The following is a 24,512-nucleotide window of genomic DNA, read 5'->3' on the forward strand; positions in this document are numbered from 1 at the left end:
CCGCAGAACAGGGACTTTTCGCCCGCTTTTCAAGCGCTCGGAGAGCGCTCTACACTGTACCGGTACAGTTCCGGGACATGTTCCGGGGGAAGGTGGGCTCGCGACATGGCACGAGCGTGCCGCGAATCTCGCCCGGTCTGTAGCCCTGGCCGCCAGGACTCTAAGAATTACAACAGAATGAGTGGAGCACTATGATCAAGATTTCCAAGCTGTTCGCCGCAATGGTTCTGGCCGGGGTAGCCAGCCATTCGATGGCCGCCGACACCATCAAGATCGGTATCGCCGGTCCCAAGACGGGCGCTGTGACCCAGTACGGCGACATGCAGTTCATCGGCGCCAACCAGGCTATCAAGGACATCAACGCCAAGGGTGGCGTCGATGGCAAGATGCTTGAGGCCAAGGAATACGACGACGCGTGCGACCCTAAACAGGCCGTGGCCGTCGCCAACAAAGTGGTCAACGATGGCGTCAAGTTCGTCATCGGCCACCTGTGCTCCAGCTCCACTCAGCCCGCGTCGGACATCTACGAAGACGAAGGCGTGATCATGATCACCCCTGCTGCCACGTCTCCGGAGATCACCGCCCGCGGTTACAAGCTGATCTTCCGTACCATCGGTCTGGACAGCGCCCAAGGTCCAGCGGCCGGCAACTACATCGCCGATCACGTCAAGCCCAAGGTCGTTGCAGTGCTGCACGACAAGCAACAGTACGGTGAGGGCATCGCCACCGCGGTCAAACAGACCCTCGAGAAGAAAGGCGTCAAGGTCGCCGTCTTCGAAGGCCTCAACGCGGGCGACAAAGACTTCTCCTCGATCATTCAGAAGCTCAAGCAGAACAACGTCGACTTCGTCTACTACGGTGGCTACCACCCAGAACTGGGTCTGATCCTGCGCCAAGCTCAGGAAAAAGGCCTGAAAGCCAAGTTCATGGGGCCGGAAGGTGTCGGCAACGACTCCATCTCGCAGATCGCCCAAGGCGCTTCCGAAGGTCTGCTGGTGACCCTGCCGAAGTCGTTCGACGCCGATCCGGAGAACAAGGCCATCGTCGACGCCATCAAGGCCGACGGCAAAGACCCGAGCGGTCCGTTCGTGTTCCCGGCCTACTCGGCCGTCGAGCTGATCGCCGAAGGCATCAAGGCTGCCAAGTCCGAAGACACCACCAAGGTGGCTGATGCGCTCCACGCTGGCTCCTTCAAGACCCCAACCGGCACCCTGTCCTTCGATGCCAAGGGCGACCTGAAAGACTTCAAGTTCGTGGTCTACGAATGGCACTTCGGCAAGCCGAAGACCGAAGTCTCCCCTCAGTAATACGCGTGACTAAATAGCTGACCGTAGAAGCCCACTGTGCGAGCAGTGGGCTTTGTTTTACGAGGTTCATGGGCCCGACTCCCGCGATCCGGGGGCGGGCTCACCTGAAAATCTTAAAACCGTCACCCGCGGTTTCCTGGCCGTTACCCCGGCCAGCGAAATGCACATCAGGTTTTTAGGAGCGCTGTAATGCCTGAGATCTACCATTTCTTCCAACAACTGGTTAATGGATTGACCATCGGCAGCACCTATGCCTTGATCGCCATCGGTTACACGATGGTGTACGGCATCATCGGGATGATCAACTTCGCCCACGGCGAGGTCTACATGATCGGATCCTACGTGGCCTTCATCGCCCTTGCCGGGCTGGCCATGATGGGCATTCACTCGCTGCCGATCCTGATGACCGTAGCCTTCGTCGCCACCATCTGCGTCACCAGCGCCTATGGCTACAGCATCGAGCGGGTGGCGTATCGTCCGCTGCGCAACAGCAATCGCCTGATCCCGCTGATTTCCGCGATCGGCATGTCGATTTTCCTGCAGAACACCGTGCTCCTGTCGCAGGACTCCAAGGACAAATCCATCCCCAACCTGATTCCGGGAGCCTTCTCCTTCGGTCCGGGCGGCGCGGAGGAAGTGCTGGTGTCCTACATGCAGATCCTGGTGTTCGTGGTCACCTTGGTGGCGATGACCTGCCTGACGCTGTTCATCTCCCGCTCCCGCCTGGGCCGCGCCTGTCGCGCCTGTGCCGAGGACATCAAGATGGCCAACCTGCTGGGCATCAACACCAACAACATCATCGCCCTGACCTTCGTCATCGGCGCCGCACTGGCGGCGGTGGCAGCCGTGCTGCTGAGCATGCAGTACGGGGTGATCAACCCCAACGCCGGCTTCCTCGTGGGGCTGAAGGCGTTCACCGCAGCAGTACTGGGCGGCATCGGCAGCATCCCGGGGGCCATGCTCGGCGGGCTGGTGCTGGGTGTGGCCGAAGCGTTCGGCGCAGACATCTTCGGCGACCAATACAAGGACGTCGTGGCGTTCGGCTTGTTGGTTCTTGTCCTGTTGTTCCGGCCGACCGGCATCCTGGGCCGTCCGGAGGTTGAAAAAGTATGAACAAAAATCTCAAACAGGCGCTGTTCAGCGCCTTGCTGGTCTGGGCCGTGGCCTTCCCGGTGCTGGGTCTGAAGCTGAGCATCGACGGCATCAACCTGGTCGTGCACAGCCAGGGCGAATTCACCCTCGCCGTGATCGCCGCGTGCTCGCTGCTGATGTTCCTGCGTGTGCTGTTCGACCGGCAGTGGAGCGCGGTCATGGGTAGCCGCACCGAACGCAAACTGATTCCGCCTTCGGTGAGCAACTTCCTGACCCTGCCCAAGACCCAGCGATGGGTCATCCTCGGCCTGATCGCGGTTGCACTGGTATGGCCGTTCTTCGGCTCACGCGGGGCGGTCGATATCGCCACGTTGATCCTGATCTACGTTCTGCTGGGCTTAGGGCTGAACATCGTGGTGGGCCTGGCCGGTCTGCTCGACCTGGGTTACGTCGGTTTCTATGCCGTCGGCGCCTATAGCTATGCCATGCTCTCGCATTACTTGGGCTGGAGCTTCTGGGTGTGCCTGCCGATCGCCGGCCTGATGGCCGCAACCTTTGGTTTCCTGCTCGGTTTCCCGGTACTGCGCCTGCGCGGCGACTACCTGGCGATCGTCACGCTGGGCTTCGGCGAGATCATTCGCCTGTTCCTGCGCAACCTCACCGACTGGACCGGCGGGCCCAACGGCATCAGCGGCATCGAGAAGCCGACCTTCTTCGGCCTGACCTTCGAGCGCCGCGCCGCCGAGGGGATGCAGACCTTCCACGAGTTCTTCGGCCTGGAATACAACTCGATCAACAAGGTCATCTTCCTCTACCTGGTAGCGCTGGTACTGGCATTGCTCGCATTGTTCGTGATCAACCGCCTGCTGCGCATGCCCATCGGACGAGCATGGGAAGCGCTGCGCGAAGACGAGATCGCCTGCCGTGCGCTGGGCCTGAACCCGACCATCATCAAGCTCTCCGCCTTCACTCTCGGCGCCAGCTTCGCCGGTTTCGCCGGCAGTTTCTTCGCCGCGCGCCAGGGCCTGGTGACACCGGAGTCATTCACCTTCATCGAGTCAGCGATCATCCTCGCCATCGTCGTGCTCGGCGGCATGGGCTCTCAGTTGGGCGTGATTCTCGCGGCCATCGTGATGATCCTGTTGCCTGAGTTGATGCGCGAGTTCAGCGAGTATCGAATGCTGATGTTCGGTGCGCTGATGGTGTTGATGATGATCTGGCGTCCGCAGGGCCTGCTGCCCATGCAACGTCCTCATATGGAGCTGCGTCGATGAGCCGCGAAATTCTGCAAGTCAGCGGCCTGAGCATGCGCTTCGGTGGCTTATTGGCGGTCAATGGCGTGGGCCTGACCGTCAAGGAAAAACAGGTGGTGGCCTTGATCGGTCCGAATGGCGCCGGCAAGACCACCGTGTTCAACTGCCTGACCGGCTTCTACAAGCCCAGCGGCGGCACTATCCTGCTCGATGGCCAGCCCATTCAGGGCTTGGCCGGACATCAGATCGCCCGCAAAGGCGTGGTGCGCACTTTCCAGAACGTTCGCCTGTTCAAGGAAATGACCGCGCTGGAAAACCTGCTGATCGCCCAGCACCGCCACCTGAATACCAACTTCTTCGCCGGGCTGTTCAAGACGCCAGGTTTCCGCCGCAGCGAGAAGGAAGCCATGGAACGCGCCCAGTACTGGCTGGACAAGGTCAACCTGACCGAGTTCGCCAACCGCACCGCTGGCACGCTGGCCTATGGTCAGCAACGCCGCCTGGAAATCGCCCGCTGCATGATGACCCGGCCGCGTATCATCATGCTCGATGAACCGGCCGCTGGCCTGAACCCTAAGGAAACCGAAGACCTCAAAGCCTTGATCGGATACCTGCGCGAATCCCATGACGTGACCGTGCTGCTGATCGAGCACGACATGAAGCTGGTGATGAGCATTTCCGACCATATCGTGGTGATCAACCAGGGTACGCCCCTGGCCGATGGCACACCGGAGCAGATCCGTGCCAACCCTGATGTGATCAAGGCCTACCTGGGGGAAGCGTAAATGCTGAAGTTCGAGAACGTTTCCACCTTCTACGGCAAGATCCAGGCGCTGCACAGCGTCAATGTGGAGATCAACCAGGGTGAGATCGTCACCCTGATCGGTGCCAACGGCGCGGGCAAGTCGACGTTGCTGATGACGCTGTGCGGCTCGCCGCAGGCGCATAGCGGCAGTATCCGCTACCTGGGCGAAGAACTGGTGGGCCAGCCCTCCTCGCACATCATGCGCAAGAGCATCGCGGTCGTACCCGAAGGCCGTCGCGTGTTCGCCCGTCTGACGGTCGAGGAAAACCTGGCCATGGGCGGTTTCTTCACCGACAAGGGCGACTATCAAGCCCAGATGGACAAGGTCCTGGCCCTGTTCCCGCGCCTGAAGGAGCGCTTCAACCAGCGTGGCGGCACCATGTCCGGCGGCGAGCAGCAGATGCTCGCCATCGGTCGGGCGTTGATGAGCAAGCCCAAGCTGCTGCTGCTCGATGAGCCGTCGTTGGGCCTGGCGCCGATCATCATCCAGCAGATCTTCGACATCATCGAGCAACTGCGCCGCGATGGCGTAACGGTGTTCCTGGTGGAGCAGAATGCCAATCAGGCACTGAAGATCGCCGACCGCGCCTATGTGCTGGAAAACGGCAAGGTCGTGATGCAAGGCACAGGCGAAGCCTTGCTGACCGATCCGAAAGTGCGCGACGCCTACCTCGGCGGCTGATGCTCGCGCGACAGGAGTGGCGCTTCGTCGCTCCTGTCCCCCTCTTGTGGACCGGACCTACGCTGGGTAACGTGAGCTCCCTCGACCCACGCGACCCCGGAGTCCACCCGATGCGCTTCACCTCCCCTCTTCTGCTCGCTGCCATGCTGCCGCTGTTCGCCGGCTGCCAGATGTTCGCCGAGCAACCGAGCGATCCCAACGTCGGCAGCACACGCTTGCAGGGCGAATTGAGCGCGGCCGACGGTCAACTGCTGTTCAAACCCTGCAGCGAAGCGCGCCACTTCGTGGTCAAGGACGCGGCCGGCACCGGCATTCTTCAGGAGGCGGCCAACCTGGCCGGCGGGCCAAAAGCCACCTTGTTCGCCGATGTTCGCGGGCGTCTGGCCGGCAGTCGCGCGGCCAACAGCGATGGGCAGTTGGAGGTGACTCGGCTGTACCGCGTAGAAGCGTCGGCCAACGCCTGCGAAGACCCGAACTTCAAGCAATTGACGCTACGCGCCGGCGGGCATGAGCCCGACTGGGACATCAAGGCCAGCGGCAAAGGTATGGTGATCAACCGCGCAGGCAAGGATCCGCTGCCATTGCCGTTCCTCGAAGAGCAGATGCCCGGTGGTGGCTTGAGTCTGTCCAGCGAAGCCAACGGTCAGCGTGTCGAACTGTGGGTGGCGCCGCAACGCTGCGTCGAGCGGGGTACGGGCGCCATGCGTCACCTGCGCGCCGAACTGCGCATCGACGGCCAGACCCTGCAAGGCTGCGCCTACTACGGTGGTGCGCGGGACAAGTGATCGCCGGACACTTTTATCCTGCCAGTCGAGGCGGCGAAGAGCTTATACTTGGCGGTTTGTTTAAAGCCGCCGGCCGCCCATGGCCGCGATACTGGACGTGCCATGCTACGAATCACCGAACTGAAGCTGCCCCTGGACCATCCCGACGAGGCCCTGCGCGAAGCCATCGTCCAGCGCCTGGGCATCCGTGACGATCAACTGCTGAGCTTCAACCTGTTCAAGCGCAGCTACGATGCGCGCAAGAAGAACAGTGAGTTGCTGTTCATCTATACCATCGACCTGGAAACCAGCAACGAAGACGAAGTGCTGCGCCGCTTCGTCGACGATCGCAATGTCGGTGTGGCGCCGGATGTCACGTACAAATTCGTCGGCCATGCGCCTGCCGAACTGGCCGAGCGTCCGCTGGTAGTCGGCTTCGGCCCCTGCGGTATCTTCGCCGGCCTGCTGCTGGCGCAGATGGGCTTCAGGCCGATCGTACTGGAACGCGGCAAGGAAGTGCGCCAACGCACCAAGGACACCTGGGGCCTGTGGCGCAAAAGCGTGCTCAACCCCGAGTCCAACGTGCAGTTCGGCGAAGGCGGCGCCGGTACGTTCTCTGATGGCAAGCTGTACAGCCAGATCAAGGATCCCCAGCATCACGGCCGCAAGGTGCTCCACGAGTTCGTCAAGGCCGGCGCGCCGGAGGAAATCCTCTACATCAACAAGCCGCACATCGGTACGTTCCGTCTGACCAGCATGGTCGAAAAGATGCGAGAGGAAATCATTGCCCTGGGCGGTGAGATCCGTTTCCAGGAAAAAGTCACTGACCTGTTGACCGAGGGCGAGCAACTCACGGGGGTCGTGCTGGAAAGCGGCGAGCAACTGCACTCGCGACATGTGGTGCTGGCGTTGGGGCATAGCGCCCGCGACACCTTCCGCATGCTGCACGCCAGGGGCGTGTTCATGGAAGCCAAGCCGTTCTCGGTGGGCTTTCGCATCGAGCATCCGCAATCGCTGATCGACAAAGCGCGCCTGGGCAAGTATGCCGGACACCCGAAACTGGGCGCGGCGGACTACAAACTGGTCTACCACGCCAGCAACGGCCGGTCGGTGTACAGCTTCTGCATGTGCCCGGGAGGCACGGTAGTGGCCGCCACCAGCGAGCCAGGCCGGGTGGTCACCAACGGCATGAGCCAGTATTCGCGCAACGAGCGTAATGCCAACTCGGGCATCGTCGTGGGCATTGATCCGGAGCGGGACTACCCAGGGGGTCCACTGGCCGGTATCGAGTTGCAGGAGCGTCTGGAGGCACACGCGTACGTGCTGGGCGGCAGCAACTACCAGGCGCCTGCGCAGCTGGTGGGCGACTTCGTCGCCGGGCGTGCGTCCACCGCCTTGGGTAGCGTGGAGCCTTCCTATAAGCCGGGCATCAGCCTCGGCGACCTGGCGCCTAGCCTACCCGCGTTCGCCATCGAAGCGATCCGCGAGGCACTGCCAGCGTTCGACCGGCAGATCAAAGGCTACAACCTGCACGACGCGGTACTCACGGGCATCGAAACACGCACATCCTCGCCACTGCGCATTACCCGCGGGCAGGACTACCAGAGCCTGAACCTCAAAGGGCTGTTCCCTGCCGGTGAGGGCGCAGGCTATGCCGGCGGTATTCTTTCGGCCGGCGTGGACGGCATTCGCATTGCCGAAGCGGTGGCCAGAAGCATGCTGGGTATCGACGCCTGATCGCGCTGTCCTGGGGGCAACGTCGCCCCCGGGGCTGTACCCATTTTTCGGAATTTTCGACGCCACGCAGAGACTTTTCGCTCAGCACTCAGCCTTTAAGACCTCTAGCCTTCCCCTACCCAAACGGCAACACGTTATAACAAAAAAGAATATAGTTTTTATTCTAAAGCATAACGCTGCACGCTAGGGTGTATCCCCTGTTCGCCCAAGTCGTGGAGCCGTTCATCCGTGCGCAGTCTTATCAATCGCTTCCTTCAGTTGGAATCCGCCAGCGGCCTGCTGCTGATCACTGCAGCGGTCATTGCCCTGATCGTCAACAACTCTTCCCTCTCGCACTGGTACGTCAGTTTCCTCGACGTACCGGTGGCCGTGCAGATCAGCGACCTGCATATCGCCAAGCCCCTGCTGCTGTGGATCAACGATGGTCTCATGGCACTGTTCTTCCTGCTGATCGGCCTTGAGGTCAAGCGAGAAGTCTTCCAGGGCCAGCTGTCCAAGCCATCGCAAATCATTCTTCCAGCGACCGCAGCCGTCGGCGGTATGCTGGTGCCCGCCTTGATCTACTGGTTCATCAACCGCGACAACCCTGCCACGTTGGCGGGTTGGGCAATCCCCACGGCGACCGATATCGCCTTCGCCCTCGGCGTGCTGGCACTGCTCGGCAAGCGCGTACCTGTGTCGCTGAAACTGTTCCTGATGACGCTGGCAATCATCGATGACCTGGGCGCGATCATCATCATCGCCCTGTTCTATTCCGGCGCCCTTTCGAGTCTGGCGCTGAGCCTGGCAGGCGCGTGTCTGCTAGTACTGCTGGGGATGAATCGGCTGGGGGTCAAACGCTTGGCACCCTACCTGATCGTCGGCCTGGTGCTGTGGGTCTGCGTGCTGAAAAGCGGCATCCATGCCACGCTTGCGGGCGTCATGTTGGCGATGTTCATCCCGCTGCGGGGCCGCGACGACAAAACCGCCTCGCCGCTGATCACGTTGGAGCATGCACTGCACCCTTGGGTGGCCTATGCGATCCTTCCCTTGTTCGCCTTCGCCAACGCCGGGGTTTCGCTGGTCGGTGTCACGGCTCAGAGCTTCATCCACTCCGTGCCGCTGGGCGTAGCCATCGGCCTGGTGCTGGGCAAAACGGTCGGTGTGTTCGGCCTTACTTGGGTCGCCATAAAGCTGCGCCTGGCTTCGCTGCCAGCAGGCGCCAATTGGGGCCAGGTTTTCGGTGTAGCGATCTTGTGCGGGATCGGATTCACAATGAGCCTGTTCGTCGGATCCCTGGCCTTCCCTTCAGGGGTGAGCGAATATGCGGGCGAGGATCGAATGGGCATTCTGACCGGCTCGTTCTTCGCGGCGTTGATCGGCTACGCCGTCACGGCGGCAGCCAGTCGCCAGCGGGATCCTGCAACGGCCACGCCCTGATCGCCAAGCGCAAAAAAACCCGACCGGCCGTGCCGAGTCGGGTTTTTCATACTTAGCAATCAGTGGGTAACGCGACTGGTGCCATCGACCGTCATGATGCGCACGCGCTCGCCAACGCGGAAGATCTCGTTCTGCTGCACTTGCTGCACATAGGCTCGCATGCTGCCGTCGTCTTCACGCACGGTGATTTCGACACCTTGAGTGCGGGTCAAGCCCTCTTCGGCGGCAGAACCCGCCAGGCCACCGGCCACTGCACCAATCACCGCAGCGACGATGCTGCCGCGACCACCGCCGACTGCGCTGCCTGCCACACCACCGACGATGGCACCTGCACCACCACCGATCGGCGTCTTGCTGCCTTCGATCTTCACCGGACGCAGGGATTCGATGGTGCCCATGCGCACGGTTTGCACACGGCGGGCCTCGTCACGGGAATAGCTGTCGCCGGTCAGGCTCGACTGGCAACCGCCGAGCAGCAGCGCCATGGTGGTGAAGCTGGCCATCAGCAGAACGGATTTACGCATGGGAAATCTCCATAAGTCAGGTGTCCATTAGACTCCGCGCATTGATGGGTGTCACGACACCCAGGCTATTAAATTGTTTTCATTCAGTTCAGGTACAGGCGATAGCCCATCGCCGCGCTTGAATACTGAGACCAATGATAGCCATGGATTACTTCATCGTCGCGGTGACCACCGCCGCCGGCCTGTACTTTCACGGCTGGCTATACCTGCGTATGCGACGCTGGATGGACCGTGACCTGGCGCTGTCACTGGCGGGCCAGGACGCCGCAAAAGTTGCCTATATGCTGCAACGATTGGCACAGGCACGAGAACAGAAGATCGCTCGAGGGCAACTGGCGGACTGGTTGAAGCGTGAGGCCGATGCCTACGCGAAGGAAGCTGCGTGAAGACGAGGGCCTGAACGGCCCTCACCGATTAAGGCGCCAGACGCTCTCGCTGCCACACACCGTCGATCCAGCGATAGTTCAAACGATCGTGCAAACGGCTCGAACGGCCTTGCCAGAATTCGATGCGCTCAGGCAGCAAACGATAGCCGCCCCAATGTTCCGGACAGTGCGGCTGAGTGTCGGAGAAGCGCGCTTCGGTAGCCTTGACCAAGCCTTCGAGCTCGGCACGGTCAGCGATCACCCGGCTTTGCGGCGACGCCCAGGCACCCAGGCGACTACCCAGAGGACGCACCTGATAGTAATCGTCCGACTCCTTCGCCGAAACCTTTTCCACTCGTCCCTCGATGCGCACCTGACGCTCCAGCGCAGGCCAGAAAAAGGTCATGGCCGCAAAAGGATTAACCAGCAGTTGCTGGCCCTTGGCGCTCTCGTAGTTGGTGAAAAAAGTGAACCCGCGCTCATCGAGCCCTTTGAGCAGCAACACCCGGCAATGCGGGCGCCCCTGACCATCGACCGTGGCCAGCGTCATGGCGTTGGCCTCCACTGGCGGCTGCTCGGTCTTCACCGCATCGCCGAACCAATGGTGGAACAAGGCGAAGGGCTCGGCCGGGGCCTGGTCTTCGGCCAGGCCATCACGGGTGTAGTCGCGCCGCATATCGGCCAGGGACTGGGTCATTGCTGCGTTTCCTTGACGATCAGTTGGTCTTCGCAGGGCTATTGGCGGCGACTTTCTTGTCCGTGGTGGTGGTCGCCTTTTTCGCGGCGGGTTTTGCAGCCGCCTTCTTAGCGGCGGGCTTGGCGGCAGCCTTGCTCGCAGTCTTCTTCGCAGCAGGCTTGGCGGCGGCCTTGGTCGCAGGTTTCGCGGCTGGCTTGGCCGCAGCGGCCTTGACTGGCGCTTTGGCATCCTGCGTAGCAACCATGGCCGCCGGAGCAGCCATAGGCGCTGGGGCTGCCTGCTGATACTTGGCGAGCAGCGCCAGCATGGTGTTCTGCGGGGTCAGCAGCATCTCGACACGGCGGTTCAGCGCCCGGCCCTCGACACTGTCATTGGCTGCACGCGGCATGACCGCACCCATGCCCTTGAGGTTGAGGCGATCACGCTGCAGGCCGCTCAAACGGAAAATAGCCGATACCGAAGCCGCGCGTTCCAGGCTGAGTTTCTGGTTGGCGACGGCAACACCGCTGGTATCGGCGTGGCCGAGCACCAGCACTGCGGTCTTGGGATCGCCTTCGACAATCTTGGCCACACGGGTGATGGGGCCGAGCGTGACGGGAAGCAGCATATTGGGTCGATCTGGGTTGTACGAACCGTCGACCGGCAGGATCACGACCAGTACATCTTCACGACGCTCGACCTCCAGCTTGCTGTCCTTGGCGGCCTCGCGCAGCTTGGGTTCGTACGCATCCAGCCAGGCCTGGGTGGCCTTCTGGTCGATCTTCGGTACGACTGGCGCTTCAGCCTGCTTCTCGCTCGAGCCAAACGGCCACCACCAATGACTGCCGCCCTCGGACTTGGCGTCAGCTTTCGCAACCTTCTCGGTGACCGCCGCTTTCACTTCCTGGTCAGCGACCTTGTCCGAACCAAACGGCCACCAGCTCAGGGCCGCGCTCTTGGAGCCATCCGGGGTTTGGCTGGCGCAGCCGGTCATGGCCAGGCACAGGGCGAGTGCTAAGGTTTTGTGTGAAGACATCGGCGATACACCATGAATTAGAAGAAGATTTTGCCCACCCGTGGTGGCGTTGGCATTGAGGATAGTCAAAGGAATCGGGCATTACCCGCATTACCCGATCAAAGGCAACTGGACAGTACCCGCACCAGTTTCTGCGCCCGCGGATCCATCAGCACGTAAGGCCCGAGGGTGTTGGTGACAAAGCCGAACGCCACGTCGTACTCCGGGTCGGCAAAACCGACCGAACCACCTGCGCCGGGATGACCGAACGCCCGTGCGCCCAACCCGAACGTGGCGTTGGCGACCTGGGGCTGGTCGAGCATGCAGCCCAGGCCGAAGCGGGTCTGGGTCAGCAGCGTCCGGTCCTGGCCAAGGCTGTGTTCGCGGGTCAACTCATCGAGCAGTTCCGATTCCAGCAGACTGCCATCGAGCAGACCGGCGTAGAAACCAGCCAGGCTGCGCGCATTGCCGTGACCATTGGCAGCCGGTTGCTGCATGCGGCGCCACTCGGGCTTGTTGGTGCTGGTGAGAATCGCCGGGGGATTGGTGAAAGCGCGGGTGGACAGCGCCTGCGGCTCACGCATCGTCACCTGCAGCAAGCGCTGGGCAGCGGCGTCTCCGGGGTTGCCCTTGCCGCGAGCGATATGCGCGACACGGTGAAATTCGGCATCGTCCAAGCCCACATAGAAATCCAGACCCAGAGGACGCGCTGTGCGGGCCACGATCGAGTCGCCCGGGCCGCGACCGTCGGCGCGCCGGATCAGCTCGCCGATCAGCCAGCCGTAGGTGATGGCGGCATAGCCATGCTCAGTGCCCGGTGTCCACCAAGGCGCCTCGGCCGCCAGGGTATCGACCATGAACGACCAGTCGTAGAGCGCCTCGGCCGGCAGCAGATGACGGATGGCTGGCAGGCCGGCACGGTGACTGAGCAGATGGCGCAGCGTGATGCCTTCCTTGCCAGACTGGGCGAACTCGGGCCAGTAACGGGCCACAGGGGCATCCAGTGCCAGCTTGCCCTCGCCGACCAACTGCAGCGCGGTTACTGCGGTGAAGGTCTTGGTACAGGAAAACAGGTTAGCAAGGGTGTCACTGTGCCAAGCCTGCTGCCCGTCCTTGTCGGCTGTGCCCGCCCACAGGTCGATGACGGTCTCGCCGCCCACCTGAATGCACAGCGCCGCACCACGCTCCTGGGAATCCTCGAACAAGGCGGCAAAGGCGTCGCGCACCGCTTCGAACTTCAGCTCATAGTGACCCTGAATGTGCACCCGCCCGCTCTCCGTACTACTTGCCAGACAAAGGCGGGCATTGTTTCAGTAGTTGGCGGATTTGCCTACTGAATGTGGCCAGAAGGTTGTCGGAAAAAGCCCAAGTTCCCCAACGACGCTCAGGGCGTCTTGGACTCCAGCATTCGACGCACCTCCTCGAGGGTTTCCCGATTGCTCTTGCGCACCGCTTCGACGAAGCCCGGATAGGCGACATCGGTGATGGCCACCAGCCCGAGATGGCCGTTCTCACCATCGAGCAGCCGACCACTGGCGGGCTGATCCAGGTACTGGAACCAATGCGCCCCGACGATCATTGGCTGGGCCAGCGCGGCCTTGAGGAAATTGCCGTAGGCCGGACCTCGATCCTCTTCCCGCGCCACTTCCAGCGGCCCAGGCCAGAACGGACCACGGTCGCGCGAGCCGAACTGGAATTCCGAGACCAGTACCGGCTTGTCCAACTCGGCCAGACGCGCGAAGTCGTAGCCGTCCTGGGGCTTGAGGGTATAGAAGTTGAAACTGATGACATCGCAGAATTCGGCGCATGCCTTGACCGCTTCCGGTGTGCTGATCGCATAGCGCCCACCCAGCAGCAGGTGATTGGGTGCATGCCACTTCAGGGCATCGGAGATGGTCTTGAAGTAGGTCTGGGCGAACACCTGCTGGAAGTACTGATAGTCACGCTCGATCTCCGGATGCTCGGCATTGGGCAGCGGCGCCTCGAAGCCTGGGTCTTCCATCAGTTCCCAGGCCTTGAGTTCGATGCCCCAAGCTTTCGACAGACCCTCCTGGTTGCGGTACTTGTCGCGCAACTGCTTGAGGAACGCGCGCTTAGCGGGCACATCGGTGGTCAGCCGAAGCGTACCGAAGGCCAGGCCATAACGCGCCTTGGGATCGTCGCCAGGCGCGGCCCAGGCCAGCTCGTTGTCGGCGAAATAGCCGATCAGCCAAGGATCGTCGCGGTGGTCGCGGGTCGCGATGGCCACCGCCCGCTCGGTGGCCATGGCAAAGCGCGGGTCGAACGGATCGGGCATGCGGCCCCACCAGTCCATGCCCGTACTAATGCTGGCGTAGTCACCGACAATCGACAGTGGCAGGGTGTAAGGCACCCGCTGTGCTTCACCCAACGCTGGATCGCTCCAATTACCCAAGGTATTGAAACCCCAGGCCAGCAACCGGTCGAGGCTATGGGCTTGCCAGCGCGTCGCATCGAAGGTCGCAGCCGCACAGTCGGCAGGCCCTTGGCTCTCGGCGACCGGCGTGCAGGGCTTGGCGTAGGTGCGCTGCAGGTTGGCCGCGTAGAAGTCGAACCAGCGGCCTTGCTTGAAGCCGCGTCCCTGGGAAGACGCGTTGCCATCGTCATTGCTGCCTTCACCATAGAATGCCGAGCGTGCCTCGCCCTGCGCCGGCAGGCCCTTGAACATCGTTTCCCGTCCAGCGACGTAAGTGCGCCCACCGTCCGCAGCCACGGCATTGACGCCCAGGGAATAGAACGCATGGCCTTGCGGCGTGACCAGATACCACCGCCCATCGCGCTTTTCGGTTCTGAAGAAGCCCTGGGCCTCAAAGGCCGGACCGGCGATCACGCCGCCATAAAGGTCGAGCGACTGTTGCGCGCGCTCGCCCAGCCAACGCTTGAGTTGCTGCTGTTCGCGGACGTCGGCTGCCTTGAGTTGCTCGTCGCTGGCGATCTTTTCTGGCCAGCGGCTGCGAGTGGACTGACCATAGGCATCGATCAACTCGCTGTAGGCCGCACGCACCACGCGGTCGTCGCTCTCCAGGCCGAGCTTTTCCACCAGCAGGTTCTGCGCGACTTTGGGCTGGGGAATGCTCAAGCTGACCGACGCCACCTGTTTGAGGTCCAGCTCGCCGCTGCTACTGGTCAACAGCAGACGTTGGCCGTCGTAACGCCAGGGCATCGGCGGGCCGGCGCGCATGCCCTGGCTGAGCGGCGAACTGGCCTTGAGCGGCACCATCACCGTTTGTGCCGGGCCTGCCGGGAGATCGATACGGCTGACCAGGCTGCGGCCGTCACTGCCCGTGACCGTCACATCCACGGTCAGCGCCCAGTCCTGGGCACTCTGCAGGCGCAGCGTCAGGAACTGCCCAGCCGACCAGTCCCACACGCCAGTCTGGGGACTCAGGCGCAGGGTAGGATGCGCCACCGGGTTGAACACCACACGCCGAAGCACCTCGCCCTCGGCCGTCTGTTCCGCATTGTATTGCGGCATGCCGGTATCTTCGGTGGAGACCGTCACCATCGAGGTCGGACGCACGAAGCTGAACAGCGTCTGCTGCTCAGCGAGCACGCCAGTGCTACACAACAGGGTAAGGACAACGGGCAGGGTGCGGCGGATCATGTGGACGGGGCTCTCCTTCAAGGCCCTCATGGGCCCGTATCGAGTCATGGACAACAGGCCGGAGCATCGTGCTCCAGCCGTTTACTGAATCTCCCGCCGGAAGGGCGGCAGTGCATTGAGGATAGCCTTGCCGTAGCGCTGGGTGACCAGACGCCGGTCGAGCAAGGTAATGACGCCGCGGTCCTGCTCGGTACGCAGCAGGCGACCGCACGCCTGGATCAGACGCAGCGAGGCATCGGGCACGGCAATTTCCATGAACGGATTGCCGCCACGGGCCTCGATCCATTCGGCGAGCGCAGCTTCAACCGGGTCGTCGGGCACCGCAAATGGGATCTTGGCGATGACCACGTGCTCGCAGTAGGCACCTGGCAGGTCGACCCCTTCGGCAAAGCTGGCGAGGCCGAACAGGACACTGTGCTGGCCGTCGTCGACCCGCGCCTTGTGCTTGTTCAGGGTTTCCTGCTTGGACAGGTTGCCCTGGATCAGCACCAGCTTGCGCCAGTCGCGGTCCAGGCCGTCGAACACGTCCTGCATCTGCTTGCGCGACGAGAACAGCACCAGCGCACCGCGCGCGTCTTCGACGATCGCCGGCAGCTCGCGGATGATGGCTGCGGTATGCCCGGCGGCATCGCGCGGGTCGGCGCCCAGGTCCGGTACGCGCAGCAGACCGGCATCGCCGTGCACGAAGGGGCTGGGCACCACGCAGGTGACGGCATCGCGGGGCAGCCCCGAGCGCATACGGAACCGGTCGAACTTGCCGAGCGCCGTCAACGTCGCCGAGGTGACCAAGGCACCGTAGGCGACATGCCAGAGATTGCGCCGCAGCATCTCGGCGGCCAGGATCGGGCTGGCATTGACTTCGATGTCGAACAGCGCGCCGCTTTCGGCGAGGGTCAACCAGCGCGCCATGGGCGGGCTGTCCTGCGGATCTTCAGCAGTGAACGCCGTCCACAGCTCCCAATTACCTTGGGCGCGGGTCACCAGGCTGCCGAACAGCGGGTACCACTCTTCGGCCTGGTGACTGGCGATGCCGATGTTGACCTCGCCATCCATGCCTTCCTTGAGCAGGTCAGCCAAGCGGGTGAACAGGTCATTGAGCCGGGCGAAGCCTTTCTTGAGCTCGATGCCCACCTCGCGGATCTGCTCGGGCACCACGCCCCCCTCGAAGCGATAGCGCGGGCGGTCACGGCCCTCCATGTCTTCGCCCACGCGGAAGTCGGCTACCTGTTCGCACAGGGTGAACATGAACTGCTGCTGGGTGCGGATTTCCCGCGCCAACTCCGGCACCTGCTCGATCAGCCGGCCAAGGTCGCCTGGCAGCGGGTGCTGGGCCAACAGCTTGGCCAGGTTCTTGGCGGTCTGCTCCAGCCAGTCGGCGGTGGAGCGCAGACGCGAATAGTGGGCGAAATGGCCGATAGCCTTGTCCGGCAGGTGGTGGCCTTCGTCGAACACGTACATCGTGTCGCGTGGGTCGGGCAGCACTGCACCGCCACCGAGCGCCAGGTCGGCAAGAACCATGTCATGGTTGGTGACGATGACGTCGACCTTACCCATGCCTTCGCGGGCTTTATAGAAGACACACTGCTGAAAATTCGGGCAATGCCGGCCAGTGCACTGGCTGTGGTCGGTGGTCAGGCGCGCCCAGTCCTGGTCCTCGAGGGTTTCGGGCCAACTGTCGCGGTCGCCATCCCAGCGGTTGCCGGCAAGCTTCTCGATCATGCTGTTGAACAGCTTCTGGCTGCGCTCGTCCACCTCGATGTGGAAACCTTCCTCTTCGAACAACTGAGCGGTGGCCGACTGCGCGTGGCCTTCCTGCAGCAGCACGTCGAGTTTGGACAGGCATAGGTAGCGGCCCCGCCCTTTGGCCAGCGCGAAGCTGAAATTCAGGCCGCTATTGCGCATCAGGTCGGGAAGATCCTTGAAGACGATCTGCTCCTGCAAGGCGACGGTGGCGGTGGCAATCACCAGACGCTTGCCCGCAGCCTTGGCAGCGGGGATCGCGGCGAGGCTGTAGGCGACCGTCTTGCCGGTACCGGTGCCAGCCTCGACCGCCACCACGGCGGGTTCACCAGATCGGCGACCTTCCTCGTCACAAGCGATATCGCCGAGCACCTTGGCCACCTCGGCGATCATCAGGCGCTGGCCGTAGCGAGGCTTGAGGCTCTTGGCTTCGAGAAAACGCGAGTAGGCGCCCTGGATAGTGGCTTTTAGTTCATTGCTGATCATGGTCTGGGCGCGCCCGGCGGGCTGGATATATTTTCAGTGTTTTGCATGGGGCGGCTATCATACCCCGTCATTGCCCTCGATGCCCCATGGAGATCCGGATGCTTGCCTTTGCCCTGCCCTACACACTGCACGTTCTGGCCGCGTTGGTCTGGGTCGGCGGCATGTTCTTCGCCTGGCTGATACTGCGCCCGGCGGCAGTCGTAGCGCTGGAAGGGCCAGCGCGCCTGCGGCTGTGGCTGGAAGTTTTCCGACGTTTCTTCGGATGGGTCTGGCTGGCCGTGGCGGTGCTGGCGATCAGCGGTATCGGCATGTTGCACCTGCGCTTCGGCGACTTCGACGCCGCGCCACGCCACGTTCAGGTGATGATCGGCGGCGGCATCGCGATGTTCGCGCTGTTCATGCGCGTGCAGGCGCTGCTGCTCCCGGAGTTGCGCGCCGCCGTGCAGGCCGAGGACTGGGCCTCGGGTGCTGCGGTGCTGGGCAGGATCCGACGGATGGTCGGCATCAATCTGTTGCTGGGCGTCGCCGTGGTGGCCGTCGCCAGTTCGCGCCTGCCCCTTTGACAGATCGAACAGGGCTGCAATGCAGCCCTGAGCACCGAACTAACGGATCGTTTGCAGAATCAACTCCCCCGCTGCTCCGGCCAGCCCGGGCTGTCCTGGCAAGCCCGCTCGCCCCGCGCTGCCCGCTGCGGTGCGATACACCAGACAGCCCTTGCTGGCTCCGCCCTGCCCCGCTTTGCCCGCCGCGCCAGGTTGACCCGGAGCGCCGCCTTCGACACGGACCTGAATGCGCTCCACCGGGAAATCACCGGGGACGGCCAGACGCACCCGTCCGCCCGCCGCGCCATCGTGGCCGTCACCACCATTGTCGCCATTCGCGCCGCGGCTGGCAGTGCCCCAGGTGCAGCCCCCGGCGCTGCCAGTACCGCCGTCGAGACCGGCAAAGCCAGGCGCTCCGGCCCCACCCCTGGCATCGATCATCAGTTGCTCGGCCTCCAGTGTCTGCAAGCGCAGGTCCAGGTCGCGCCCCGGGCGTGCAGGGCGCTGATAGGTTCCGGCGGCGCCAGGCGCGCTGATCTCGCTACCAGGACCGAGCACTGCGGTACCGGCCTCGATGCTCAGCGCGCTCGGCGCTGGCGCGATGGCGATACGTGCCTCGCGGCCCATGACCAAGTGGTCGATCTTCAGCGCGGTCAGCGTGGCCGGCAGCAGCAGCGTCGCCGAGTCGGCCACCTCGACACGCTCCAGCTGCACGCTGGACGACTTGTTCGGCAACCGCAGCATGGAATGGGCACCCACCTCAAGGCTTTCGGCCTGCGCCAGCGGAGCGGCCAACGCGGCCAACAACATCAACTTACGCATGGCGCGGAGCCTCCAGCGGACGGGGAATGGACATGACGTGAAAGATGCCGGTCAACAGGATTTGCAGGCGATCGAACCAGCGGTGACTGCGCCCGCGAAGACTGGCATTGAACATCAGCACCTCAAGCAGGTGCAGGGCCAGCAAGAACGCACCGGCTGCATTGATCAACAGATTCAATGGCAATGGCTGCGGCAGGGTCAGATTGACCAGCACCACCCACCAGAACACCACCGTCAGGGCCTTGCCCAGACCCAAGATGAATTTCATACCTCGCCCCCGACTGTCTTGCTGTTGGCTTGCGGCCCGTTCGAGCGGACGCTGCGGCCAACAGTAACGCCGTGCCGGGCCGTGCGCCAGGGGCCGGCGACACGGCTTCGCAGCACAAGCCCACGCCCCGACCGGCGACGTGGACGCGGCCCATCAACGCTGGATCTTGATCTCGGTGCGACGGTTCAGGGCGCGGCCCTCGGCCGTGGCGTTGTCGGCCACTGGCTGACGCTCGCCCGCGCCGACCACCGACACGAAGCGGTCACGCGGTATACCGCTGCCGATCAGGTAGTCGGTCACCGAATGGGCACGACGCTCGGAAAGTTTCTGATTGTAGCCATCGGCACCGACACTGTCGGTGTACCCGGTGACGCTCAGGCGGGCGCTGGGCGCCTCTTGCTTCAAGCGGGTGGCCACGCTGTTCAGGCGCTCTTTGTCGGCGGCGGTCAGCCGCGCCGAGTCGAACTCGAAGTGCACGTCGCGGATGACGATGACCTCTTCCTTCTCGACCACCACCACCTCCTCGACCACCCGCTCCTCGACCACCGGCTGCAGTGGGCAACCGTTGGCGTCGACCTGGACCCCACGCGGCGTACCGGGGCACTTGTCGCGGCTGTCCGGCACGCCATCGCCGTCTTCGTCACCGTCGCCATGGGACCAGCAGTAACCGGCTGCCAGGCCACCGCCGAGCAAGGCGCCCCAGCCAGCCCAGCTCGAACTTTCGATGGCGCCCAGGGCCGCGCCCCCTACACCACCGACCGCTGCGCATTTCGGCCAGTCGGTTTTCTGCAGGCCTGCACACCCGGTCAACACACCGGTGATCAGAACCAGGGGTATCGCAGTGCGTACTATGCTCATTTTTGTCGTCTCTCCTGAGGGAATCGGTTCACGACCGATGCTCAGGGAGTAAAGACCGCCCGTGCCCGCTCTGCCAGCAATGGGCCATGACTGCACCACAACCCGCTTTGCCCGCAAAGCCAGGCCCGCTAGTCTAGGGCGACCTGAACGAGGATTGGCAATGACCGACGGTTTTTCCCAGCGCACTCCGCAACAGGCCCTGGCGGCCCTGCTCGAGCGCTTCGCACCCGCCCGCCTGCTGCTGGTGGGCTCGCGTTTCCCGGCCCTGGACGCCTTTGCCGCCGCACACCCGGCGACCCAGGTGCAGGTAGCCGCGCCGGGGCCGCTGCCCACCGACTTGGCCGCGCAGCGTTTCGACCTGGCCGTGCTGGTGGACTGCCTGGAGCACCTGCCCAAGCGCAGCGGCCTGGAACTGTTGGGCGGCATCCGCAATCTCAACGCCAGCAAGGTGGCCGTGTTGGCCGACCTGGCCGCCTGCGGCTGGCACGACACCGACTTCTTCGCCCTGGCGATGTCGGCGAGTGAAAAGTTTCGCCGCCAGGAGCAGGTGCTGAGCCTGTTCACCTATGATCTGCATGACTACAAGCAGGTGCCGGACTGGCTCAATGCCAAGTTCTGGGCCAATCCGCAAAACTTCGGCAAGTACTGGTGGTGACTTCATGAGCGTTACGGTCTGTCCCTGCGGCAGCGGCAATCTTCTCGACGCCTGCTGCGGGCGCTTTCATGCCGGAACGCCGGCAGCCGATGCCCAGGCCTTGATGCGCTCGCGCTACAGCGCCTATGTACTGGGCCTGGTGGACTACCTGGTGGCAACCACGCTGCCCGCCCAGCAAGCCGATCTGGACCGCGCCGCCATGGCCACCTGGAGCGCCCAGAGCACCTGGCTGGGCCTTGACGTCGAAAGCAGCGAAGTGCTCGGCGGACAGCCTGAGCATGCATTCGTCACCTTCACCGCGCGCTGGCACGATCAACAAGGCGACCACCAGCACCGCGAACGCTCGGCCTTCGTGCAGCATGGCGGACGCTGGTACTTCATCGACCCCACCGTGGCACTGCGCGCCGGGCGCAACGATCCCTGCCCCTGCGCCAGCGGGCAGAAGTTCAAGAAATGCTGCGCCAGCTACGTCGGCCACTGACCATGAACTTCATCGGGCGGCTCTGCCTGCTAACTGTCACCTTCCTCTGGCTGGGCGGTTGCGCGGGCTGGGACGCCAGCGAGCGAGCCCGGCCCGAGGTTCATTTGCTGCGGGTGGAAACGGTCAAGGCGCGCCTGCACCAGCAGCAATTCGTCTTGCATGTGCGCATCGACAACCCGACCGACAGTCGTCTGTTCATCCGCACCATCGCCTATACGGTACGCCTGGGCGACCTGCTGCTGGTGCAGGACGAGGCCAGCCTGTGGCGCAGCGTCGGCGCCCATTCGCGGCGGACCTTCAAGATCGATGTGCGCACCAACCTCTGGCAGCACCTCAAACCGCTGGCCAAGCTGCTCAGAAGTGGCAAACCCTTGAACTACAGTTTGCAGGCCGAGCTTGCCACCGGGCTGATCGTGCACAGGGACCTGCACTTGTCGCGCAGTGGTGAGATAATCCGCGGCGATCTCAAACCGGAGTAACCCGCAATGACCCAACAACCCCATGTCCATGGCCCCGACTGCGACCACGGTCACGACCACCACCACGACCACGGCCATGTGCACGGCCCGCACTGCAACCACGGCCATCAGGAGCCGGTGCGCAATGCGCTGAAAGACGTCGGCCGCAACGACCCTTGCCCCTGCGGCAGCGAAAAGAAATTCAAGAAGTGCCACGGCGCTTGAATTAGCCGCGAGCGGCAAGCTTGGAGTGCGGGCATGCCGAGGCGCCGCCCCTCGAAGTCGCTCGCGATGCGTGGGCTCACGCGCCTTTACTTGCAACTTGCCGCTTGCAACTTACCGCTTGAAACTTACCCGCTTGAAACTTACCCGCTTGAAACTAGCCGACTTCCCCTCTTCAGGAGCCTTTGCAATGGCTGCCCCCGTGTTTCCTCCTTTGCGTTTCCGGTTCGGCTCTGGCGCCGTGCTGCTCGGCCTGCTCGGGCTTGCCGGCTGTCAGGTGGGCGGCCATCAGGACAGTGTGCCGCCGAGCACCGGCGTGCAGCCGCTCAAAGGACTGGCGCAGAACGTCTCGGTACGGCGTAACGCCATGGGCGCGCCGCTGATCGAGAGCAGCAGCTTTCACGATGCACTGTTCAGTCTGGGCTATGTGCATGCTGGCGACCGCATCGAACAGATGATCGCCATGCGCTTGCTGGCCCAGGGGCGCCTGTCCGAAATCGCCGGGGCCGAGGCGCTCGATATCGACCGCCTGATGCGCGCGGCCAATCTCAAGCAAAGCGCCGCCCAGCAATATGCCGATGCCTCACCGCGGCTCAAGCGCTTCTTCGAAGTCTACGCCCGAGGCGTCAACGCCTACCTGTTCCGCTACCGCGACAAACTGCCCAGCGACCTCGCCGGCAGCGGCTATCGCCCTGAGTACTGGAAAGCCGAGGACTCGGCGCTGATTTTCAGTCTGTATGCCTTCAGCCAGTCGGTGAACCTGCAGGAAGAGCTGTCCGCGCTCACCCTGGCGCAGAAAGTCGGCAGTGACAAGCTGGCCTGGCTGCTGCCCAGCGCCCCTGACGAGGCCTTGGCCAATGGCGAAGCCGACAAGCTCAAGGGCATCGATCTGACGCGCATCCCCGGCCTGGGCGACGTCACTGCGGCCAGCCAGAAGCTCACCGAGCTGGGCCTGCTGGGCAGCGCCGGCTCGTCCAACCTCGCGCTGGGTCCGCTGCGCAGCCGCAGCGGCAAGAGCCTGCTGGCCAGCGACAGCCGCGCCGCCTGGGCCTTGAGCCCGGTGCAGATCCACACCAGCAAGTATCAGGTCGCCGGTCTGTCGCTGCCCGGTTTGCCCATCGTGCTGGCCGGCTACAACGGCAAGTTGGCGTGGAGCGCCAGCGCGGTCATGGCCGATAACCAGGACCTGTTCCTCGAACAACTGCGCCGCCAGGGCAACCAGCTCACCTATTTGGCCGACGGCAAGTGGCAGGCTGCGCGTGGGCGCAACGAGACCTTCTTCGTGCGCGGTCAGCGACCCGTGCGCGAAGTGCTGTACGACACCCGCCACGGCACCCTGCTCGGCCAGCCCGCCAACGGCTACGGCCTTGCCCTGCACTTGCCGCAGCTCAAGGACGACCGCAGCCTGGACGCGCTGTTCGACCTGACCCGCGCCAGCACGCTGGAACGCGCCTTCGACAGCACCCGCGAAGTCGGCGCCGCGGCCTTGAACTTCGTTTTCGCCGAACCCGAGCATATCGGTTGGCAGGTCAGCGGGCGCTACCCGAACCGTCGTGAAGGCCAGGGCCTGCTGCCCTCCCCTGGCTGGGACGGGCGTTATGACTGGGACGGTTTCGCCGACGCCATGCTTCACCCCTACGACCAGGATCCGCCCAGTGGCTGGATCGGCCACGCCAACCAGCGCAGCCTGCCCAAAGGCTATGGCATGCAGCTGTCGAGTACCTGGTACTACCCCGAACGCGCCGAGCGTCTGGGCCAACTGGCGGGCAGCGGTCGCCACGACAGCCGCAGCCTGATGGCCCTGCAGAACGACCAGGTGACGCTGCTCGCCGACAAGCTCAAGCGCATGTTCGAGGCGCCCGGCATGGCCCAGCCGCTCAAGCAGGCCATCGACGCGTTGCCTGCCGCACAGCGCGACAAGGCCCGCGAAACCCTGACCAGGCTGAAAGCCTTCGACGGTCGCCTCAGTCCGGTCTCGGCCGACGCCGCGCTCTATGAACTGTTCCTGCAGACCGTCGTGCGCCAGACCTTCCTCGACGAACTCGGCCCTGAGTCCAGTGCCGCCTGGCAAGCCTTCGTGAGCAATGCCGAGCTGTCTTATTCGGCCCAGGCCGATCACCTGCTCGGCCGTGAAGACAGCCCGTTCTGGGACGACCGCAGCACGCCGCAGAAGGAAGACAAACCGACCATTCTCGCCCGTAGCCTCGCGGCGGCCATGGACGCAGGCATCGCCAGATTCGGCGCCGACCGCAAGGCCTGGCAATGGGGCAAGCTGCACCAATACCACTGGCCTGCGCCGAACGTACATGGCTTGGGCGACGCCCTGAACCAGGCACCGATGGCAGCCGGTGGCGACTTCAGCACCCTGGCCCTGACGCCCTACGCCTGGGGCCGTGACTTCGATACCAGGCTGCCGGCCTCGGCGCGGATGATCGTCGACTTCGGCCAGGCCGAACCGCTGCAAGTGCTGACCAGCAGCGGTCAGTCCGGCAACGCTGCCAGCGCCCACTATGCCGACGGCCTGGACGCCTGGTTCAAGGGCCGTTTCACTACCCTGCCGCTGCAGCCGCAGAACTTCGCCCGCGCCTACGGCAGCCAGCGCCTGACCCTCACCCCGGGCAAGTAGCCCTATTGCCGAGCGGCCCGCCAGGGTCGCTCGGCGTGCTTCGATCCAGCCGAACTTCCACGCCGACGTCGCGCTCCTAAGCAATAACCCCAG

At 63.6% G+C, this 24,512-nt stretch carries 24 protein-coding genes; 15 read left to right on the forward strand and 9 right to left on the reverse strand.

Translation table 11 applies throughout. The features are described 5' to 3' along the window. Nucleotides 1–191: 191 nt before the first annotated feature. The 8 genes from ACK2SD_RS18600 (at nt 192) to nhaA (ending at nt 9,059) form a co-directional block, all read left to right on the forward strand. Nucleotides 192–1,307, forward strand: coding sequence for a high-affinity branched-chain amino acid ABC transporter substrate-binding protein (locus tag ACK2SD_RS18600; protein WP_029613204.1), 1,116 nt, complete (start codon nt 192–194; stop codon nt 1,305–1,307). A gap of 189 nt (nt 1,308–1,496) precedes the next feature. Then, entirely contained in the window at nt 1,497–2,420 is a 924-nt protein-coding gene (livH, locus tag ACK2SD_RS18605; RefSeq protein ID WP_039575990.1) for a high-affinity branched-chain amino acid ABC transporter permease LivH, read from the forward strand. After that, the gene (locus tag ACK2SD_RS18610) at nt 2,417–3,673 is read left to right on the forward strand and encodes a high-affinity branched-chain amino acid ABC transporter permease LivM (protein ID WP_039575988.1); all 1,257 of its coding nucleotides are present in this window, start codon (nt 2,417–2,419) and stop codon (nt 3,671–3,673) included. Before livH ends, ACK2SD_RS18610 begins: the two co-directional genes overlap by 4 nt. Continuing rightward, a complete protein-coding gene (livG, locus tag ACK2SD_RS18615) occupies nt 3,670–4,437 on the forward strand; it encodes a high-affinity branched-chain amino acid ABC transporter ATP-binding protein LivG (RefSeq protein WP_029613207.1) in 768 nt (255 codons plus the stop codon). Before ACK2SD_RS18610 ends, livG begins: the two co-directional genes overlap by 4 nt. Next, on the forward strand, nt 4,438–5,139 hold the full coding sequence (locus ACK2SD_RS18620) for an ABC transporter ATP-binding protein (protein WP_029613208.1): 702 nt from the start codon (nt 4,438–4,440) through the stop codon (nt 5,137–5,139). Between the two features lie 110 nt (nt 5,140–5,249). Then, nucleotides 5,250–5,924: a COG3650 family protein gene (locus ACK2SD_RS18625; RefSeq protein ID WP_029613209.1), complete on the forward strand. Its 675-nt coding sequence runs from the start codon at nt 5,250–5,252 to the stop codon at nt 5,922–5,924. 102 nt (nt 5,925–6,026) lie between these two features. Then, nucleotides 6,027–7,640 carry an NAD(P)/FAD-dependent oxidoreductase gene (locus ACK2SD_RS18630; RefSeq protein WP_412460543.1) on the forward strand — a complete coding sequence of 538 codons (1,614 nt, stop codon included), beginning with the start codon at nt 6,027–6,029 and terminating at the stop codon, nt 7,638–7,640. Nucleotides 7,641–7,868: 228 nt separating this feature from the next. Then, the gene (nhaA, locus tag ACK2SD_RS18635; protein ID WP_412460544.1) at nt 7,869–9,059 is read left to right on the forward strand and encodes a Na+/H+ antiporter NhaA; all 1,191 of its coding nucleotides are present in this window, start codon (nt 7,869–7,871) and stop codon (nt 9,057–9,059) included. A gap of 59 nt (nt 9,060–9,118) precedes the next feature. Here the strand turns inward: nhaA and ACK2SD_RS18640 are convergent, their stop codons facing one another. After that, nucleotides 9,119–9,583, reverse strand: a complete 465-nt coding sequence (locus ACK2SD_RS18640) for a glycine zipper 2TM domain-containing protein (protein WP_029613212.1) — start codon at nt 9,581–9,583, stop codon at nt 9,119–9,121. 143 nt (nt 9,584–9,726) lie between these two features. Between ACK2SD_RS18640 and ACK2SD_RS18645 the strand changes: the two genes are divergently transcribed. After that, entirely contained in the window at nt 9,727–9,969 is a 243-nt protein-coding gene (locus ACK2SD_RS18645; RefSeq protein WP_029613213.1) for a hypothetical protein, read from the forward strand. 28 nt (nt 9,970–9,997) lie between these two features. Here the strand turns inward: ACK2SD_RS18645 and pdxH are convergent, their stop codons facing one another. The 5 genes from pdxH to dinG all read right to left on the reverse strand — a co-directional run bounded on the left by pdxH (nt 9,998) and on the right by dinG (nt 17,487). Then, nucleotides 9,998–10,645, reverse strand: a complete 648-nt coding sequence (gene pdxH, locus ACK2SD_RS18650; RefSeq protein WP_304484043.1) for a pyridoxamine 5'-phosphate oxidase — start codon at nt 10,643–10,645, stop codon at nt 9,998–10,000. A 19-nt stretch (nt 10,646–10,664) separates the two neighbouring features. After that, nucleotides 10,665–11,660 carry an OmpA family protein gene (locus tag ACK2SD_RS18655; RefSeq protein WP_295481381.1) on the reverse strand — a complete coding sequence of 332 codons (996 nt, stop codon included), beginning with the start codon at nt 11,658–11,660 and terminating at the stop codon, nt 10,665–10,667. A 98-nt stretch (nt 11,661–11,758) separates the two neighbouring features. Continuing rightward, nucleotides 11,759–12,904, reverse strand: coding sequence for a serine hydrolase domain-containing protein (locus tag ACK2SD_RS18660; protein ID WP_412460545.1), 1,146 nt, complete (start codon nt 12,902–12,904; stop codon nt 11,759–11,761). Between the two features lie 119 nt (nt 12,905–13,023). Beyond that, nucleotides 13,024–15,261: a beta-galactosidase gene (locus ACK2SD_RS18665; protein ID WP_412460546.1), complete on the reverse strand. Its 2,238-nt coding sequence runs from the start codon at nt 15,259–15,261 to the stop codon at nt 13,024–13,026. 81 nt (nt 15,262–15,342) lie between these two features. After that, entirely contained in the window at nt 15,343–17,487 is a 2,145-nt protein-coding gene (gene dinG / locus ACK2SD_RS18670; protein WP_116887709.1) for an ATP-dependent DNA helicase DinG, read from the reverse strand. Between the two features lie 98 nt (nt 17,488–17,585). On the opposite strand from dinG, the gene ACK2SD_RS18675 reads away from it, so the two are divergent. Next, nucleotides 17,586–18,050: a CopD family protein gene (locus ACK2SD_RS18675; protein WP_412460547.1), complete on the forward strand. Its 465-nt coding sequence runs from the start codon at nt 17,586–17,588 to the stop codon at nt 18,048–18,050. Between the two features lie 39 nt (nt 18,051–18,089). Here ACK2SD_RS18675 and ACK2SD_RS18680 read toward each other — a convergent pair whose 3' ends face one another. The 3 genes from ACK2SD_RS18680 to ACK2SD_RS18690 form a co-directional block, all read right to left on the reverse strand. Continuing rightward, nucleotides 18,090–18,851 (reverse strand): collagen-like protein, encoded by a 762-nt coding sequence (locus ACK2SD_RS18680; protein WP_412460548.1) that lies wholly within the window; start codon nt 18,849–18,851, stop codon nt 18,090–18,092. Next, a complete protein-coding gene (locus ACK2SD_RS18685) occupies nt 18,844–19,119 on the reverse strand; it encodes a DUF1145 domain-containing protein (RefSeq protein WP_029613218.1) in 276 nt (91 codons plus the stop codon). Before ACK2SD_RS18685 ends, ACK2SD_RS18680 begins: the two co-directional genes overlap by 8 nt. Before the next feature lie 153 nt (nt 19,120–19,272). After that, nucleotides 19,273–19,977, reverse strand: a complete 705-nt coding sequence (locus tag ACK2SD_RS18690) for an OmpA family protein (protein ID WP_342649495.1) — start codon at nt 19,975–19,977, stop codon at nt 19,273–19,275. Between the two features lie 160 nt (nt 19,978–20,137). On the opposite strand from ACK2SD_RS18690, the gene ACK2SD_RS18695 reads away from it, so the two are divergent. The 5 genes from ACK2SD_RS18695 (at nt 20,138) to ACK2SD_RS18715 (ending at nt 24,419) form a co-directional block, all read left to right on the forward strand. Then, nucleotides 20,138–20,632: a DUF6231 family protein gene (locus tag ACK2SD_RS18695; RefSeq protein ID WP_304484034.1), complete on the forward strand. Its 495-nt coding sequence runs from the start codon at nt 20,138–20,140 to the stop codon at nt 20,630–20,632. A 4-nt stretch (nt 20,633–20,636) separates the two neighbouring features. After that, nucleotides 20,637–21,113: a YchJ family protein gene (locus ACK2SD_RS18700; protein ID WP_412460549.1), complete on the forward strand. Its 477-nt coding sequence runs from the start codon at nt 20,637–20,639 to the stop codon at nt 21,111–21,113. A 2-nt stretch (nt 21,114–21,115) separates the two neighbouring features. Continuing rightward, nucleotides 21,116–21,592: an LEA type 2 family protein gene (locus ACK2SD_RS18705; RefSeq protein WP_029613222.1), complete on the forward strand. Its 477-nt coding sequence runs from the start codon at nt 21,116–21,118 to the stop codon at nt 21,590–21,592. 6 nt (nt 21,593–21,598) lie between these two features. Then, entirely contained in the window at nt 21,599–21,796 is a 198-nt protein-coding gene (locus ACK2SD_RS18710; protein ID WP_029613223.1) for an SEC-C metal-binding domain-containing protein, read from the forward strand. A gap of 187 nt (nt 21,797–21,983) precedes the next feature. Further along, on the forward strand, nt 21,984–24,419 hold the full coding sequence (locus ACK2SD_RS18715; RefSeq protein WP_412460550.1) for a penicillin acylase family protein: 2,436 nt from the start codon (nt 21,984–21,986) through the stop codon (nt 24,417–24,419). The last annotated feature ends 93 nt before the right edge of the window (nt 24,420–24,512 follow it).

The sequence above is a fragment of the Pseudomonas sp. SC11 genome, from assembly GCF_047039205.1.
Lineage (GTDB): Bacteria > Pseudomonadota > Gammaproteobacteria > Pseudomonadales > Pseudomonadaceae > Aquipseudomonas > Aquipseudomonas boreofloridensis.